This window comes from Terrisporobacter othiniensis (assembly GCF_000808015.1).
In the GTDB taxonomy this organism is placed as follows: Bacteria; Bacillota; Clostridia; order Peptostreptococcales; family Peptostreptococcaceae; genus Terrisporobacter; species Terrisporobacter muris.
The window spans coordinates 1-17,514 of the sequence record NZ_JWHR01000110.1; the positions used below are offsets into that span (position 1 = coordinate 1).

Annotated in this window: 16 protein-coding genes, 1 pseudogene and 1 other annotated feature; all 17 genes and pseudogenes read left to right on the forward strand. The window is 28.4% G+C overall.

The genetic code is table 11. The annotated features are described in order from the left end of the window. Nucleotides 1-215 precede the first annotated feature (215 nt). Nucleotides 216-989 carry a GNAT family N-acetyltransferase gene (locus QX51_RS12540; protein ID WP_039680261.1) on the forward strand — a complete coding sequence of 258 codons (774 nt, stop codon included), beginning with the start codon at nucleotides 216-218 and terminating at the stop codon, nucleotides 987-989. Between the two features lie 206 nt (nucleotides 990-1,195). Further along, nucleotides 1,196-1,657 carry an RrF2 family transcriptional regulator gene (locus QX51_RS12545; RefSeq protein ID WP_039680262.1) on the forward strand — a complete coding sequence of 154 codons (462 nt, stop codon included), beginning with the start codon at nucleotides 1,196-1,198 and terminating at the stop codon, nucleotides 1,655-1,657. 14 nt (nucleotides 1,658-1,671) lie between these two features. Continuing rightward, nucleotides 1,672-2,862 carry a cysteine desulfurase NifS gene (gene nifS, locus QX51_RS12550; RefSeq protein ID WP_039680263.1) on the forward strand — a complete coding sequence of 397 codons (1,191 nt, stop codon included), beginning with the start codon at nucleotides 1,672-1,674 and terminating at the stop codon, nucleotides 2,860-2,862. Nucleotides 2,863-2,918: 56 nt separating this feature from the next. Beyond that, nucleotides 2,919-3,362: a Fe-S cluster assembly scaffold protein NifU gene (nifU, locus tag QX51_RS12555; RefSeq protein WP_039680264.1), complete on the forward strand. Its 444-nt coding sequence runs from the start codon at nucleotides 2,919-2,921 to the stop codon at nucleotides 3,360-3,362. 103 nt (nucleotides 3,363-3,465) lie between these two features. Next, complete coding sequence (mnmA, locus tag QX51_RS12560) at nucleotides 3,466-4,620, forward strand: tRNA 2-thiouridine(34) synthase MnmA (RefSeq protein WP_074429197.1); 1,155 nt, start codon at nucleotides 3,466-3,468, stop codon at nucleotides 4,618-4,620. Nucleotides 4,621-4,686: 66 nt separating this feature from the next. After that, nucleotides 4,687-4,904: a binding site (T-box leader), on the forward strand. Between the two features lie 213 nt (nucleotides 4,905-5,117). Then, nucleotides 5,118-7,757, forward strand: coding sequence for an alanine--tRNA ligase (gene alaS / locus QX51_RS12565; protein WP_039680266.1), 2,640 nt, complete (start codon nucleotides 5,118-5,120; stop codon nucleotides 7,755-7,757). 18 nt (nucleotides 7,758-7,775) lie between these two features. Beyond that, the gene (locus tag QX51_RS12570) at nucleotides 7,776-8,033 is read left to right on the forward strand and encodes an IreB family regulatory phosphoprotein (protein WP_039680267.1); all 258 of its coding nucleotides are present in this window, start codon (nucleotides 7,776-7,778) and stop codon (nucleotides 8,031-8,033) included. Between the two features lie 16 nt (nucleotides 8,034-8,049). Further along, nucleotides 8,050-10,224 (forward strand): hypothetical protein, encoded by a 2,175-nt coding sequence (locus tag QX51_RS12575; protein ID WP_039680268.1) that lies wholly within the window; start codon nucleotides 8,050-8,052, stop codon nucleotides 10,222-10,224. Nucleotides 10,225-10,490: 266 nt separating this feature from the next. After that, a complete protein-coding gene (gene ruvX, locus QX51_RS12580; RefSeq protein ID WP_039680269.1) occupies nucleotides 10,491-10,916 on the forward strand; it encodes a Holliday junction resolvase RuvX in 426 nt (141 codons plus the stop codon). Nucleotides 10,917-10,996: 80 nt separating this feature from the next. Beyond that, nucleotides 10,997-11,266: a DUF1292 domain-containing protein gene (locus QX51_RS12585; protein ID WP_039680270.1), complete on the forward strand. Its 270-nt coding sequence runs from the start codon at nucleotides 10,997-10,999 to the stop codon at nucleotides 11,264-11,266. Between the two features lie 129 nt (nucleotides 11,267-11,395). After that, complete coding sequence (locus QX51_RS12590) at nucleotides 11,396-12,286, forward strand: LCP family protein (RefSeq protein WP_079764698.1); 891 nt, start codon at nucleotides 11,396-11,398, stop codon at nucleotides 12,284-12,286. A 118-nt stretch (nucleotides 12,287-12,404) separates the two neighbouring features. Then, nucleotides 12,405-12,860 carry a Fur family transcriptional regulator gene (locus tag QX51_RS12595; protein ID WP_039680271.1) on the forward strand — a complete coding sequence of 152 codons (456 nt, stop codon included), beginning with the start codon at nucleotides 12,405-12,407 and terminating at the stop codon, nucleotides 12,858-12,860. Between the two features lie 230 nt (nucleotides 12,861-13,090). Continuing rightward, nucleotides 13,091-14,767, forward strand: coding sequence for a ribonuclease J (locus QX51_RS12600; RefSeq protein ID WP_139044987.1), 1,677 nt, complete (start codon nucleotides 13,091-13,093; stop codon nucleotides 14,765-14,767). A 125-nt stretch (nucleotides 14,768-14,892) separates the two neighbouring features. Beyond that, on the forward strand, nucleotides 14,893-15,228 hold the full coding sequence (locus tag QX51_RS12605; protein WP_039680273.1) for a YlbF/YmcA family competence regulator: 336 nt from the start codon (nucleotides 14,893-14,895) through the stop codon (nucleotides 15,226-15,228). A 15-nt stretch (nucleotides 15,229-15,243) separates the two neighbouring features. Next, entirely contained in the window at nucleotides 15,244-15,531 is a 288-nt protein-coding gene (locus QX51_RS12610; RefSeq protein ID WP_039680274.1) for a DUF503 domain-containing protein, read from the forward strand. Nucleotides 15,532-15,760: 229 nt separating this feature from the next. Continuing rightward, nucleotides 15,761-16,674, forward strand: a pseudogene (locus QX51_RS12615) (serine hydrolase); the annotation flags it as partial. 242 nt (nucleotides 16,675-16,916) lie between these two features. After that, a complete protein-coding gene (locus QX51_RS12620) occupies nucleotides 16,917-17,507 on the forward strand; it encodes a site-2 protease family protein (protein WP_039680275.1) in 591 nt (196 codons plus the stop codon). The last annotated feature ends 7 nt before the right edge of the window (nucleotides 17,508-17,514 follow it).

The window sequence follows — 17,514 nt, forward strand, 5'->3', positions numbered from 1 at the left end:
TCCTTTTATATATTTATAAGATTATTATTTGTCTTAAAAAAATTAAAATTCTTATAAAAGATTACCAGTAAAAATCATAATCAAATTATTATTTAACTATATATATTAGTAAGTAGAATTTTTAATTGCAAGTAGGATTAAATAAACTTATGATTAATATTGAAGAGTTTTTAGTAATTTTAATAAATGATAGATACATATCAGGGGGAATGTTAATGATTCAAAGACTTAATAATACTCATCATAAAAAGGTTGTTGAATATCTACACAAAGAAAAAGAAGTAAATATATTCTTACTAAGTGATATTGAAAGGTATGGATATGATAGTTATTTTTTTAGTATTTATGGTGGAATAAATGAAGATGGAGAAATTGAAGGGATTTTGTTAAAATGTTTTGAATTTATTATATTTTATGCTTATGATAAATTTGATGTGGATAGTTTTGCAAAGTTTATCAATGATAGTAATTGTGAAGAGGTTTGTGGAAAATCACAAGTATTAGAAAAATTAGAGACGAAAATTAATTTGCAAAGATATAGAAAGGTCAATATTTTTAAACTAACTAATAAAAATCTACTACCTCCATATACAGAAGATAATGTTAAACTTAGAAAAATTAGATTTGGTAATTTAAATAAAATAGTGAAGTTGTATGAAGAAATAGATGAATTTGAAAATACAACGGTAGATAATATTAAATCAAGTTTAAAAACTGGAAGGGGATATTGTGTAGAAAGAGAAGGAAAAGTAGTCTCTATGGCTAAAACCACTTCTGAAAACAAAAATAATGCTATGATTATAGGAGTAGGGACTCATCCAAAATACAGAAATCGAAACTATGCTACTAAGTGTTTAATAAAAATTTGCAATGAATTGATAGAAGAAAATAAGATTCCTTGCTTATTTTGTGATAATGAAGCAGCCAGTATTATTTATAAAATGTTAGGATTTGAAAAAATTGGATACTGGAGTATATACAGAAGATAGAAAAAATTGTAAAAAGATAATTTGAATTTTCAAGTTATCTTTTTTTATTTGTGGGTATAAAATAATTATCACTAAGTTTAAGAATTAATTCTGATAAAAATAGTCAGAAATAATCTTGACAAAAATAGTAGGAAATAATACAATGATATCAAAGTAATTCATACAAGTTTACTATGAATTGTATTGGACACAGAGGGTGATAAAAAATGAAATTATCAACTAAAGGTAAATATGGCCTAAAAGCAATATTTGAATTATCTTTACATGTTAATGAAGGCCCTATGCCTTTGAACATGATTGCTAGTAAACAAAAAATACCAGAGCAATATTTAGAACAAATATTTTCTACATTGAAGAAATCACAATTAATAACTAGTGTAAGAGGAGCACAAGGAGGATATTTTCTTAATAAAGATCCTAATGATGTTACTGTTGGGGACGTACTTACTATACTTGAAGGGCCAGTAGCACTTTCTCAATGTATTATAGATGAAGGATCCTGTGAAAATTCAAATGATTGTTCCACTAAACTAGTATGGGAGAAGTTGAAAAAAGGGATAGAAGACGTACTAAATTCCATTACACTTCAAGATATGATTGATGACTACAATAAGAAGAATCACATAAAAGAATTTGATATAACAGAGTTAATGAATAATAAAAAATAGGAGATGAATTTACGATGGAAAAAAGAAGATTGTACATGGATTATTCAGCTACTACTCCAGTAAAAAAAGAAGTATTAGATGAAATGATGCCATATTTAACTGATTATTTTGGAAATGCTTCAAGTTTCCACTTATTTGGGAGGGAAGCAAAAACAGCTTTAGATAAATCTAGAAAACAAGTAGCATCGCTTGTTAACGCGGATCCAAGTGAAATATACTTTACAAACGGTGGAAGTGAAAGTGATAACTGGGCCTTAGAAGGAACGGCTTTTGCAAGAAGAGATAAAGGAAATCACATTATAACAAGTAAAATAGAACATCATGCGATACTTCATACTTGTGAATACTTACAAAAAGTACATGGATTTGAAGTAACTTACTTAGATGTTGATGCAGATGGAAAAGTAGACTTAGAACAATTAAAAAGAGAAATAAAAGATACTACTATACTTGTAAGTATAATGTATGCTAATAATGAAATAGGAACTATACAACCTATAAAAGAAATAGCTAAAATAGCCCACGAGCATGGTGCTTTAATGCATACAGATGCAGTTCAAGCAGCTGGTAATATACCGGTAGATGTTAAAGATATAGATGTAGATTTAATGAGTATGTCTTCTCATAAAATATACGGACCAAAAGGTATAGGTTCTTTATACATCAAAAAAGGTGTAAGAATACACAATCTTATACATGGTGGAGCTCAAGAAAAAAGAAAAAGAGCTGGTACAGAAAATATACCTTCAATAGTAGGATATGGAAAAGCAGCAGAAATTGCTAAAGAAAATATGGAACATCATATAGCTGAATTAACAAGACTTAGAGAAAAGTTAATAGAGGGTGTACTAGAAAGAATACCTCATACAAGATTAAACGGACATAGAGATGATAGATTACCAGGTAATTCAAACTTCTCATTTGAATTTATAGAAGGAGAAGGAATACTACTATTATTAGATCAAGTAGGAATAGCTGGTTCAAGTGGTTCTGCTTGCACATCAGGTTCTCTAGATCCATCTCATGTATTAATGGCAATAGGATTAACTCATGAATGGGCACATGGTTCTTTAAGACTTACTGTTGGAGATTTCACAACTGATGATGATATAGACTATATATTAGAACATCTTCCAAAAGTAATAGAAAGACTTAGAGGATTATCACCTTTATATCAAACTTATTTAAAAGAGCAAAGTAAATAGAAAATAAATTAATAAAAATAAATAGACAGAGTGAATAATGTTAGGAGGAAAAAATTATGCAATATAGTGATAAAGTAATGGATCATTTCTTAAATCCAAGAAATGTAGGACAAATAGAAGATGCAAGTGGTGTAGGTGAAGTTGGAAATGCTAAATGTGGGGATATAATGAAAATATTCCTTGATATAGAAGATGAAATAATAAAAGATGTTAAATTCCAAACATTTGGATGTGGATCTGCAATAGCTTCTTCATCAATGGCTACTGAAATGGTAAAAGGAAAAACTATACATGAAGCTCTATCTGTAACTAATAAAGCAGTTGCAGAAGCACTAGATGGTTTACCACCAGTTAAAATGCACTGTTCAGTTTTAGCAGAACAAGCTATAAAAGCAGCATTAATAGATTATGCAGAAAAAAATAATATACACATACCAGAATTAGATGGTGTAGTTATAGATGATGATCATGATCATCACCATGATATAGAAGAAGACTAATATATAATAAATAAAATCTTTGGGGTAATGTATCTCAAAGATTTTTTTTGTCAAAGACTAAGGTAAACAAGGTCGTTTATTATATATAAATAAATTACATGAAATGAAAAATATACTTTTAAAAATTATTGAAAATATATATAATATAGAGAATGAGGTGATTTATAAAATGAGCAAAAGAGTAATGATAGGTATGAGTGGTGGAGTAGATAGTTCAGTAGCTGCATACTTACTTAAAAAGCAAGGATACGAAGTAATCGGTGTTACCATGAAATTATGGCAAGACGATGAAGAATATGATTTAATAGAAAATGATGGTGGATGTTGTTCTCTTGAAGCAGTAGAAGATGCAAGAGCAGTTGCAGACAAAATAGGTATACCATTTTATGTATTAAACTTTAAAGATGTATTTAAAGAAAAAGTTATAGATTATTTTATTGATGAATATTTACAAGGAAGAACTCCAAATCCTTGTATAGCATGTAATAAACATATAAAATTCGATGACTTATATAGAAGAGCTATGGCTCTAGGATGTGACTATGTGGCAACAGGACATTATGCTAAGATTGAAAAAGATGAAGAAACTGGTAGACATTTACTAGTTAAATCAGTAACTGATAAAAAAGATCAAACTTATGCACTATATAATCTTACACAGGAACAATTAGAACATACTTTACTTCCGATTGGAGACTATGAGAAAGATAGAGTAAGAGAAATAGCCAAAGAAATGGGTATGGATGTTCATAATAAACCAGATAGCCAAGAAATATGTTTTGTTAAAGATAATGATTATGCAAACTATGTAAAAAGACATTCAAATAAACGTATTAAAGAAGGAAACTTTGTAGATACTAAAGGTAATGTTTTAGGAAAGCATAAAGGGATAATATATTACACAATAGGACAAAGAAAAGGACTAGGTATTGCTTTTGGTAAACCTATGTTTGTTCTTGATATAAATCCAGAAACTAATACTGTTATATTAGGTTCAAATGACGATTTATTCAGTAATGAATTAATAGCAACAGATGTGAATTTAATTACAGTAGACGAGATTACAGAACCTATTAGGGTAGAAGCGAAAATAAGATATTCTGCAAAACCATCACCAGCCACAGTATATAACAATGGAAAAGACTCTGTAAGAATAGTGTTTGATGAACCACAAAGAGCTATTACTAAAGGGCAATCAGTTGTAATGTATCAAGGAGATAAAGTAGTTGGTGGAGGAATTATAGACAAAAGTTTATAATTATACTTGATTATAAATTAAAAATTTAGTAGAATTACTATAAGAAAATATAATTTTACAAATAATTTAAATACAGTGAAAAGAAGTAGTAAGATATTTGAAGTCTTCACAGAGAAGGAGAAATGGTGAGAGCTCCTAGAATAGAATATTTGAAGCAGTCTTGGAGTATCAGTCTGGAAATTAAGTATAGATTGACGGTAGTTACGTTATAGCTAAGGTTTTCCGAAGATATCATACTCAATATGATAATTAGGGTGGTACCGCGAATATACCTCGCCCCTATATAGTTTTATATAGGTGCGAGGTTTTTTAATTGTAGAGAAGTTATATATTATTTATTCTGTAGATAATATATAATTTCCAACTTTGTGACTTGAGCAGAGTGAATTTTTAATATATTTACTAAAACTGGTTAAATATATATTTTAATTAGTTAAAAAGTAGAAAATTTTATTTGTAAAGAAAATAAAGATATAAATTTATAGGAGGAAAAACTAATGCAAAAATTAGGAACTAATGAAATTAGAAAGAGATTTTTAGAGTTCTTTGAATCAAAAGGACACTATGTAGGGAAAAGTGCATCTTTAATACCAAATAATGATAAAAGTTTATTACTTATAAACTCAGGTATGGCACCACTTAAAAATTACTTTTCAGGTGTGGAAGTACCACCAAGCAAGAAAATGTCGACTTGCCAAAAATGTATAAGAACAGGTGATATAGAAAACGTAGGGAAAACTGCTAGACACGGTACTTTCTTTGAAATGATGGGTAACTTCTCATTTGGAGATTATTTCAAACCAGAAGCTATTACATGGGCTTGGGAGTTTATAACAGAACATTTACATATACCAGTAGATAAATTATGGGTAACTGTTTATTTAAATGATGATGAAGCTCATGAATTTTGGGAAAAGGAAATAGGAGTACCAGCTGATAGAATAGTTAGACTTGGAAAAGATGATAACTTTTGGGAAATAGGCCTTGGACCATGTGGACCATGTTCAGAAATTTACTTTGATAGAGGAGAAAAATTTGGTTGTGATAATCCAGATTGCAAGCCAGGATGTGACTGTGATAGATACTTAGAGTTTTGGAACTTAGTTTTCACTCAATTTGATAGACAAGAAGATGGAAGCTATCCAGAACTTGATAACAAAAATATAGATACAGGTATGGGTCTAGAAAGAATGGCATGTATAATGCAAGACGTAGATAATATATTTGAAATAGATACTATAAAATATATTATTGAAGGAATAGAAGAGTTAGCTAATATAAAATATGGTGAAGATGCTAAAAAAGATGTATCAGTAAGAATAATTACTGACCATATGAGAGCTATGAGTTTCTTAATAGCAGATGGAGTATTACCATCAAACGAAGGTAGAGGATATGTTCTTAGAAGATTACTTAGGAGAGCAGCCCGTCATGGTAAATTACTTGGAATAAAAGAAGATTTCTTATATAGACTATTTGACAGAGTTAAAGAAGTAAGTGGAGATGCTTATCCAGAATTAGTAGAAAAAGAAAACTACGTTAAAAAGGTAATAAAAATAGAAGAAGAAAAGTTCAACGAAACACTAGATCAAGGTGTAGAGATATTAAATTCATATATAGCAGAATTAAAAGCAAATAATGAAAAAGTTTTAAGTGGAGAAAAAGCATTTAAACTATATGATACTTACGGATTCCCTATGGACTTAACTCAGGAAATTCTTGAAGAACAAGGTTATGAAATAGATGAAGAAGGATTCCATTCAGAAATGGAAGCGCAAAGACAAAGGGCTAGAGCTGATAGAGGAGCTATGGAAGATGAAAGTTGGAAAGAAGATCCATTATCAAGACTTGATGCAAATATAGCTTCTACATTTGACGGATATGTTAACTTAAATGTATGTGGTAATGTTACTGCATTAGTAAAGGGTGATGAAGTTGTAGATACTATATGTGAAGGTGAAAAAGCTGTAGTAGTATTAAATGAAACTGCTTTCTATGCAGAAGGTGGTGGGCAAGTTGGAGATATGGGAACTTTAGAAAATGAAGATACTATATTTGAAGTTGTAGATACTAGAAAAGGTGCAAATAATACTATAAAACATGTGGGATTTGTAAAAAAAGGTAAAATAAGTGTAAATGATAAATTAGAATCAAAAGTTAATAAAGAAATAAGAATGGCTTCTGCAAGAAACCATACTGCAACTCACTTATTACATGAAGCATTAAAAGAAGTTTTAGGTGATCATGTTAATCAAGCAGGATCACTAGTAACTCCAGAAAGATTGAGATTTGATGTAACGCACTTTGAACCAATATCAAAAGAAGAATTAAAAATAGTTGAAGAAAAAGTAAATACAGCTATTTTAGATGCATTAGACATAAATTGCGAAATAATGAACATAAAAGATGCAAAAGAAAAAGGAGCTATGGCACTCTTTGGCGAAAAGTATGGTAATGAGGTAAGGGTTGTATCCATGGGAGACTACTCAGTAGAACTTTGTGGAGGAACTCACCTTAATAATACTTCTCAAGTTGGATTATTTAAAATATTATCTGAAGGTGGAGTAGCAGCTGGTGTTAGAAGAATAGAAGCTATAACAGGTAAAGCTGTTTACGACTATTTAACAAATAAAGAGGTAGTAATAAATGATATATGTGCAGCTTTAAAAACAAAAGAAGATAATTTAGTTCAAAGAGCTCATACTTTAGTAGAAGAGAATAAGTCTCTAGCTAAAGAATTACAAGATGCAAAAACTAAATTAAACTTACAATCAGTGGATTCTTTATTAGATTCAAAAGTGGATGTATGTGGAGTAAACTTATTGTGTGCTAAATTTGAAGGGATAGATATGAACTCTTTAAAAGAAACAGCAGATTCTTTAAGAGATAAAGTTGGAAGTGGTGTAGTAGTTCTTTCAAATGTAGTAGATAATAAAGTAAACTTTGTTGTTACAGCAACAAATGATGTAATATCAAAAGGAATACACTCAGGAAATATTGTAAGAGAAGTTGCAAAAATAGCTAACGGTAAAGGTGGCGGAAGACCAAACATGGCACAAGCTGGAGCAACTGATGTATCAAAGGTAGACGAAGCTTTAAGTTATGCAAGTGAGGTTATAAAAAGCCAAGTTAAATAACTAAAGGGGGGAATTATTTTGGATAATAATTTCGATTATACAGTAAAATTTGAAGGAGTTACAGAAAATAAAAGTATGAGTGTAGGCGAGACAATAAACCATGTTTATCATGCTTTACAAGAAAAAGGATATGATCCTATCAATCAAATGATAGGATATATCCTATCTGGTGACTCTAGTTATATAACAAGTTATAAAGATGCTAGAACAGTAATAAGAAAATATGAAAGAGATGAATTGCTAGAAGAAATTCTTAAGTATTATTTATCAAAATAGAAAGTAGGTCAACTTAATGAGGAAAAAAATAATATCATTATTATTGTTAATCATGATATGTGTTGGATTTATTCCTAATTATTCTTTCGCAGCAGAAGAAGGTAAAGTTATTTATATTAGCATGAATAGAACAAATATAAATGATTTACAAAAGATTCCTGTTTTGCAAGAAAAGTTAAAAAACAGTGGATATATTGGGTTAATGAATACAAGAGGAGATCAAGGAAATGACGATGCAAGGTCATATGCTACTATAGGAGCAGGGACTAGGGCCAATGTAGTTAATAATGAGGTCATATCTTTTGAAAATTTAACTGATGAGAATGGAAAATTATACAAAACAGCAACAGGAGAAGAACCAAAAGGTATAAATAATATATCTATCAATAAATCTATTAATAATAATGCAGAAAAAGGAAGTTATGGATCTACATTAGGGCTACTTGGTCAAACATTATCTGATAATAACAAAAAAGTAGCATTATTAGGTAATAGTGATATTGTAGAAAATAATCAATTGATAAAAATAAGAAATACAGGATTAATAGCCATGGATACTTTAGGTCGTGTAGAATCTGGTAATGTGGACAATATTTCTGTAAAAGATTTAAGTATGCCTTATGGATTGAGAACAGACTACAATAAATTAATTACTGATACAAAAACATATTATGAAAGTAATGATGCCTTATTTATAGAGCTTGGAGACACATATAGATTAGATGAGTACAAATCTAACTTAAATGAAAACACATATAACAAGACAAAAAAACAGATATACTCTCATATAAATACTTACTTAAAAGAAGTATTCAATATGGTAAATGAAAATGATGTTATATATATTGTTAGTGAATTCCCAAGTACTCTAGACTATAATAACAAAAGACGTTTAGCTCCTGTTATTAAATTTTCTGATAATAAAAAAGGATTATTAGAAAGTGCAACAACAAGGAGAGGTGGAATAATAGCCAACTTAGATTTAGGTGTAGACATTTTAAATGAATTTGGACTAAAAAATGAAGCTATGATAGGAAGAGCGTTAAGTAGTATTGAAAAAGATGACAATATAGACTTCTTATCTGGAGAATATAAAAAAATAGTTTCAATAAATAATATAAGATCTACAGTAGTAAATACTTTTGTTGGAATTGTATCTACATCGTGGGTTATAGCTATGCTAGCCTTATTATTCAAGGATAAGCTACCTAACAAAGAAAAAGTATTTATAGTATTAAAAGAACTAATTAAATTGGGATTAATAATGCCTCTAACTTTATTACTATCACCAATATTTAATTTTAAAAGTCAATTAGGATTAGTAAGTGGTGTTGTAATAATGACCATAATACTTTATTTATCAGGAAGAATATTGTTTAAAAATAACGATATTAAACAGATGGGATATTATGCACTCCTTACCATATTATTAATTGTTATTGACTCAGTTATAGGAACGTACTTTATGAAAAACTGTATAATGAGTTATGATGCCATAGTGGGAGCTAGATATTATGGTATAGGTAATGAATATGAGGGGGTAACAATAGCAAGTGCTGTATTTGCTTTATCTGTACTTCTTAACTATAAGAAAATGCCAAAATGGCTAACAATTGTTTTATCAGTTATAATTCTTATCACAAGTGCATTTCCTTCAATGGGTGCAAATGTAGGAGGAGCAATATCTGAATGTGTAGCGTACTTGTTATTTATTATGTTAATATTTGACGTTAAATTAGACTTAAAGAAAATTATGATATTAGGTTTAGCAGCAGTTGTTTTAGTTTTAGTATTTGCAGGTTTAGACTTAGTTTTAGGAATGGAGTCTCACTTAGGCGTATTTACACAACAAATAATACAAGAAGGACCACAAGCTATATTTAATACGTTTGGTAGAAAAATATCTATGAACTTAAAACTTGCTAAGTCATCTGTGTGGGTAAATATATTATTAGTTGGAATTGCTGTAATAGGTATATTTATATTTAGACCTTCAAAACATATGAAAAATATATCTAATAAATATCCTATGATATTTAAAGGATTTATAGCATCTATGGTAGGATGCCTAATAACATTATTAGTAAATGACTCGGGAATAGTAGCAGCAGCTACAGCATCCATATATATTCTTATACCAATATTAATTATTAGTATTAATATGATAATTTTTAATGATAAAAGAGAATAGTAATGAAAATTAGCCAGAATTTAATTCTGGCTAATTTTTGAGAAATGGACTTGTTTGAAAATGTATGACGACCGCATAGTGATTTGAAGTATTAAGGAAGATATGTAGTTGTCCATATGAATTGAGAGAATTTTAAATATAATATAAAATAAGGTATGAGAAAATTAAAATAAGATAAAATAATAGAAGTCCCTATTGATTAAAATTATGTGAAAGTAATTTAAAAATTAATAAGGATGATGATGGCTATATAAAGGAGAATAAACATGCTTGATGGAAGAATAATGGGTCTTGATATAGGAGATAAAACCATAGGAGTTGCTGTAAGTGATATAATGGGTTTAACTGCTCAAGGTGTAACAACTATAAAAAGAGTTGGTAAGAAAAAAGATATAGAAGAAATTAAAAAGATAATTTCAGAAAGACAAGTAAATAAAATAGTATCAGGTCTACCTAAGAATATGAATGGTACTATAGGAACACAAGGAGAAAAAGTCCAAAAATTCTGTGAGTTATTAAAACAAGAAACAAATTTACCTATAGAATTTTGGGATGAAAGATTATCTACAGTAGCAGCAGAAAGATCTTTAATTGAAGGTAATGTTAGAAGAGAAAATAGAAAAAAAGTAATAGATATGCTAGCAGCAGTGATAATATTACAAGGATATTTAGATTTACAAAGAAATTTCTAATAATATTTTAATAATATATTTGAAATTATCTCAGTATAATATATAATATAAAAAAGAAGAAAGAATTTGAGGTGATTTAGATGCAAGATAATATAATAAGTTTAGTTGATGAAAATGGAGTAGAAAGCGAATTTGAAGTCATACTAACTTTAGAAGCTGATAATAAGGAATATGCTATATTAATGCCTGTTGATGATGAAGAAAGTGATGAGGCTTTAGTATTTAGAATAGACCAAGATGAAGAAGGAGAAATGTTAGTTCCTTTAGAAGATGACAAGGAATATGAAATAGTTGTTGATGTTTATAATACATTAATGGACGAAGAAGGACTTAATGACGACGAATTCTAATAATAAAAAAACTACCTTTTAGTAGGTAGTTTTTTTATGTTTAAAACTAAAAATAATATACATAATTATAGAGTTTAATTTTAAAATCACTTGGGAAAAATATTGAAAAATAGTAAAGGGGATGACTGAATGAAAAAAAAGATTCTAATAACATTAATACTTATGATAATTTTTTCCATGATATTAAATAATAGTGCTCTGGCTAAAGATATAAATTCTTACACTGAAAAAGAAATTTATAATATATTATTAATAGGAAAAGATGGTATAGGAGAAAAAACTTCTAGAGCAGATACTATGATTATTTTAACTGTAGACAATAAACATAAGGGTTTAAAACTCACATCTATAGCTAGAGACACATTAGTATATATACCTGGAAAAGGATATGATAAAATAAACCATTCTTTTTATTATGGAGGTTGTGAATTATTACTTAAAACAATAAATGATAATTTTGACCTTGACATAAAAGACTATGCTATAGTAGATTTTAAAAGTTTTGTAGATGTTATAAATGTACTAGGAGGCGTAGATATAAATATTGAAGATAGAGAAATTGATGGATTAAATAAAGTAATAAATGCATGTTATGGATTAGAAATTGAAAATAAGGGTAATAATATAGAATATATAACTAGTAGTGGGAATCATTTACTAAATGGATATCAAGCTTTAGCTTACTGTAGACTTAGAAAAATAGACAACTGTTTCTATAGAGATGCTAGACAACGAAAAGTATTAGAGAGTTTAGCATATAAATTATCAAAAGTATCAGTTTTTAAATATCCAGAATTGATAAAAATACTACTTAAGCATGTAAGGGTTAATATCTCTCCAGATAAAATCTTAGACTTAGCTATAATATCAAGAGATTTAACTAATTATAAAATAAAACAATTAGAATTTCCTATCAATGAATATAGAGAAGATGGAAGATTAGAATGTAATTCACAATATGTAATTAAATGGAGAAAAGAAGAAAATTTAAAATTGTTACATGATTTTATATATAACTAAGTATAATAAATATGGTTATAAAAAAATAAATATATTAATAATTCTCTAAACATTGACATGAGTGAATTTATCATTTACAATAATTACAAAAGATTATCAATTGAAAACGGGTGGTATTATGTGTAATACAATGGAAAATTTGAAAATTAAATTAAAAGAATCAGGACTAAAAATTACTCCTCAAAGAAGAGCTATAATAAATATACTTCTTGACAATGAAAATAGGCATTTAAGTAGTGAAGAAATTTATGATTTAGTAAGGGAGAACTGTCCAGAGATAGGGCTTGCAACAGTCTATAGAACAATGCAATTATTAGATGAAATTGGAGTAATATCAAAATTAAACTTAGATGATGGATGTATTAGATATGAAATTAATTTAAATAAATCAGAAAGTCATAATCATCACCATTTAATTTGTAAAAAATGTGGGAAGATAATCGAAGTAGAAGATGATTTAATGGACAATGTAGAAAAAGAAATACAAAGTGCTTATAAGTTTAAAATATTAGACCATGATGTTAAATTTTATGGATTATGTGAAGACTGCAATAAAGATATAAGTTCTAAGTAGAACTTATATCTTTTTAATTGTAAGGAAAAAATATTAAAATTTGTTTAACAAGCTGTAAGATTTTATCTAGTAAAAAGATGTTTTAACTAGATTATGGATAAAAGTATTTTAAATATACTTAAAATATAAGGGATTTTATGATACAATAAACTTAGTTGGTAAAAAGTGCGTGATTTAATATTATTTTTATATGCAAGATTAAAATGAAAATTGAATAGACAGAGGAGATGATGCAATTGTTTAAGAAAAACACCAACAAGGTTAAGGTAATGGCTTTAGGTGGTCTTAACGAGATAGGCAAAAACATGACCGTAATAGAGTATAAGGATGAGATTGTTGTAATAGATGCGGGTTTAAGTTTTCCAGAAGATGAAATGTTAGGTGTTGATATAGTTATACCTGATATAACTTATTTACTAAAAAATAAGGATAAGGTAAAAGGAATATTTATAACACATGGACATGAAGATCATATAGGAGCTCTTCCATATATACTGAAAAAAATTGATGTACCTGTGTACGGAACTAGATTTAGTATTGGACTAATAGAAGCTAAATTAAAGGAACATAAACTTAATAATGTAAAATTAAATGTTGTTACTCCTAAACAAACAGTTAAGCTTAAAAATATTAGTGTAGAATTTATAAAGAATAACCACAGTATACCAGGATCTTGTTCGCTGGCTGTACATACTGAACAGGGGGTTATTTTCCATACAGGAGACTTTAAGATTGATCTTACACCAATAGATGGAGACGTTATGGATATTCACAGAATATGTGAGCTTGGAAGTTCGGGAGTTCTTTTAATGTTAGCAGACAGTACGAATGTGGAAAAACCAGGGTTTACTATGTCTGAAAGAACAGTGGGAGCAGGTCTAGATGATTTATTTAGAAAAGCTAATGGTAGTAGAATTATAGTTGCTACTTTTGCTTCGAATGTTCATAGATTACAACAAATTATCAATATGGCGGTTAAGTTTAATAGAAAAGTGGCTATCTCAGGAAGATCAATGGTTAATGTAATAGGTGTTGCTAGAGAACTTGGGTATTTAGATATGGAAGATGAAACACTGATAGATTTAAATGATATATCTAAGTACGATGACAATGAATTAGTAATTATAACTACGGGAACACAGGGAGAACCAATGTCAGCACTTGCAAGAATGTCAAGTAGCGAACATAAAAAGGTAGAAATTAAAAAGGGAGATTTAGTAATAATTTCAGCTCATCCAATACCAGGAAATGAAAAACTAATCTCAAAAGTAATAAATCTTTTATTTGAAAGAGGAGCAAGGGTTGTTTATAACGACTTAGCTGATATACATGTATCAGGTCATGCGGCTCAAGAAGATTTAAAACTTATAAATAGAATGGTAAAACCAAAATTCTTTATGCCAGTTCATGGAGAGTTTAGGATGTTAAAGCGTCATGCAGCACTAGCTGGTGAGCTTGGTATGCCAGAACAAAATGTATTTGTAATGCAAACTGGTCAAGTACTAGAATTAGACAGAAATTCTGCAAAAATTACTAATACGGTTCCAACAGGAAATGTACTTGTTGATGGACTTGGAGTAGGAGATGTAGGAAATATAGTTCTAAGAGATAGAAAACATTTATCTGAAGATGGCCTTATGATAGTAGTTGTAACTATATCTAAAGAAGATGGTAAAGTACTTGCAGGACCTGATATTATATCTAGAGGATTTGTTTATGTTAGAGAATCAGAAGATTTAATGGATGGAGCAAAAAATGTAATTAAAGATGTTTTACATGAATGTGAAGAAAAGAATATAAAAGAGTGGGCATATTTAAAAAATAATATTAAAGAAAACTTAAAAGAATATTTATATATAAAAACTAAGAGAAATCCAATGATATTACCAATAATCATGGAAGTATAATTAGAAATACCTCAGTATTTGAATTAAAAATACTGAGGTATTTTTTGTAAGTATAAACAAAACTATATTTAAAATGCATATATACTTATAACAACTAAAATTTAAACAGGGATTAGGAGGATAATATGAGTGTATATGATACAGCCACAAAGTTGGCCAGTGAAATAAGAAGTAGCAAAGAATATAAAGATTTTGTTAATAATATGAAAGAAATAAAAAGTGATGAGAATAATGAATATCTATTAAGAGAGTACAAAAAGACAGGATACAATCTTCAATATGCCACTATGAATAATAAAAAAATGGATAAAAAATCTATTAAAAAAATGGAAGAAATTCAGAATAAAATTAGACACAATGAAAAAATATATAATTATCTATTAGCTGAAGAAAAGTTTAATATAATGATGGATAGTATAAATAAAATAATAGCTCAAGCCATAAAAGAAGACTATAAATAGAAAAGAGGAATTAAAATGAAAATACTAGTTATTAAAGTTGATTTAAGAGCACCTTATGCACATTCTTTAAAAGAAAAGAGGATGATTGTAAAGAGTATAATAGGTAAATTGCAAAACAAATTTAATATTAGTATAAGAGAAGTTGAAAATCAAGATTTACATCAAAGAATAAGTATTGGTATGGTAAAGCTTGATTTAAATAATAAAGATAGCGATCAATCAAAAGAAAAAATTATAAATTTTATAGAAGAAAACTGTGAGGCAGAAATAATTGATATTGAAAGTGAAATTATTAATTATTGAGAAATATAACATGTAAAAGATACTAATTATAAATTAGAAATATTGGTAAAAAATAATATAAGAGAAATAATAAAAAAGTTAATAAAATTATAGACAATTAAGAGGTGAAGTGATGAAAAAGTTTATTAGCTTTCTACTTGTATTAGTTTTTGCAATAAGTCAAGGAAGTGTTATTTTTGCCAGTACCCAAGATGCTAAATTAGATATAGCATCTAAATCCGCTATATTAATGGATGCTTCAACAGGTAAAGTTTTATACGAAAAAAATAGTCACGATAAATTACCACCAGCCAGTGTAACAAAGGTAATGACTATGCTTTTAATTTGTGAAGCTTTAGAAGGTGGAAAAATTAAAGAAGATGATGATGTCCAAGTAAGTGAAGTTGCAGCTAGTATGGGAGGTAGCCAGATATTTCTTGAACCAGGAGAAATACAAAAGGTAGATACATTATTAAAATCCATAGCAGTTGCATCTGCCAATGATGCTTGTGTTGCTATGGCAGAATATATAGGTGGTAGTGTGGAAGAGTTTGTAGTTCTTATGAATAAAAGAGCTAAAGAGCTGGGAATGAATGATACAAACTTTGTTAATACAAATGGACTTCCTGTAGATAACCACTATACTTCAGCTTATGATATAGCACTTATGTCTAAGGAATTACTTACTCATAAGAAAATTTCTAAGTATTTGACTACATGGATGGACGAAGTCGTAGTTGGTAAAAAACAAGCTAAAATAGGGATTGCAAATACGAATAAGTTAGTTAAACATTATGCAGGAGCTACAGGAGTGAAAACTGGCTTTACTCAGCAAGCTAAATATTGTTTATCAGCATCAGCAATAAGAAATAATACACACTTAATAGCCGTTACATTATGTGCTGAAACTTCTCCAATAAGATTTAAAGATGCAACAAGTCTTTTAAATTATGGATTTGCAAACTACGAAAGTGTTAAAATTTGTGGCGCAAATGATAAGGTTGCTACAGTTAAATTTGAAAAAGGTGAAAAAGAAAATATTGATTTAGTAGCCAAAGATAATTTAAGTGTATTGATAAAAAAGGGTTCCAAAAGAAAGTAGAAATAAAACAGGATTTAAAACTTCCAATAAAGAAAAATACAGAATTAGGAGTTGTTAAAGTTTATAGAGGAAAAGAACTTGTGGGAGAAACTAAAATAATAAATAGTGAAGATATAAATAAGGCATCTTATTTACAAATGTTAAGAAGAGTAGTAGACAATTTATTATAATGCTAAAAAGCTATGTAGTGCATATTTTTATGTACTTCATAGCTTTTTATAATTAATAAAAATATAAATCTTTTGATTATAATTTTATAAATGATATAATAATAGTATTACAAAAAAAGTAGGAGAGAATAAATATGTTTAACTTAAGTAATTTATTAGCATCATTGGTAGGAATCGCTATGGCCATATCTATTCATGAATTTGGTCATGCTTATTCGGCACATTTACTTGGTGATGATACGGCTAAGTATAATGGAAGAATGACATTAAACCCTGCCAAACATGTGGATCCTTTAGGGTTAATAATGTTAATATTATGCCATTTTGGATGGGCAAAGCCAGTTCCAGTTAATCCAAATAATTTTAAAAGCTATAAAATAGGTAATATAATAGTTTCTTTATCAGGAGCATTAGGAAACTTAATAGGAGCGATTATTTGTGCTTTAATAGTTAAATATGTGGATATGTATGCTATTCAAGTAATATTTGATAATGCTATGTGGATTAACATAGGTTTTGGAGCATTTAACTTACTTCCTATACCACCACTTGATGGATGGGGAGTTATATCATCATTACTTCCATATAAATATAATGAATTTATCTATAAATATGAAAATATAGGTTACGTTGTATTACTAATTGCTCTATTTACAAAAGCATATACAATAGTAACAACACCAATAATGATGGTATTTTATAATATAGTAAGTATATTTATGTAAGAGGTAA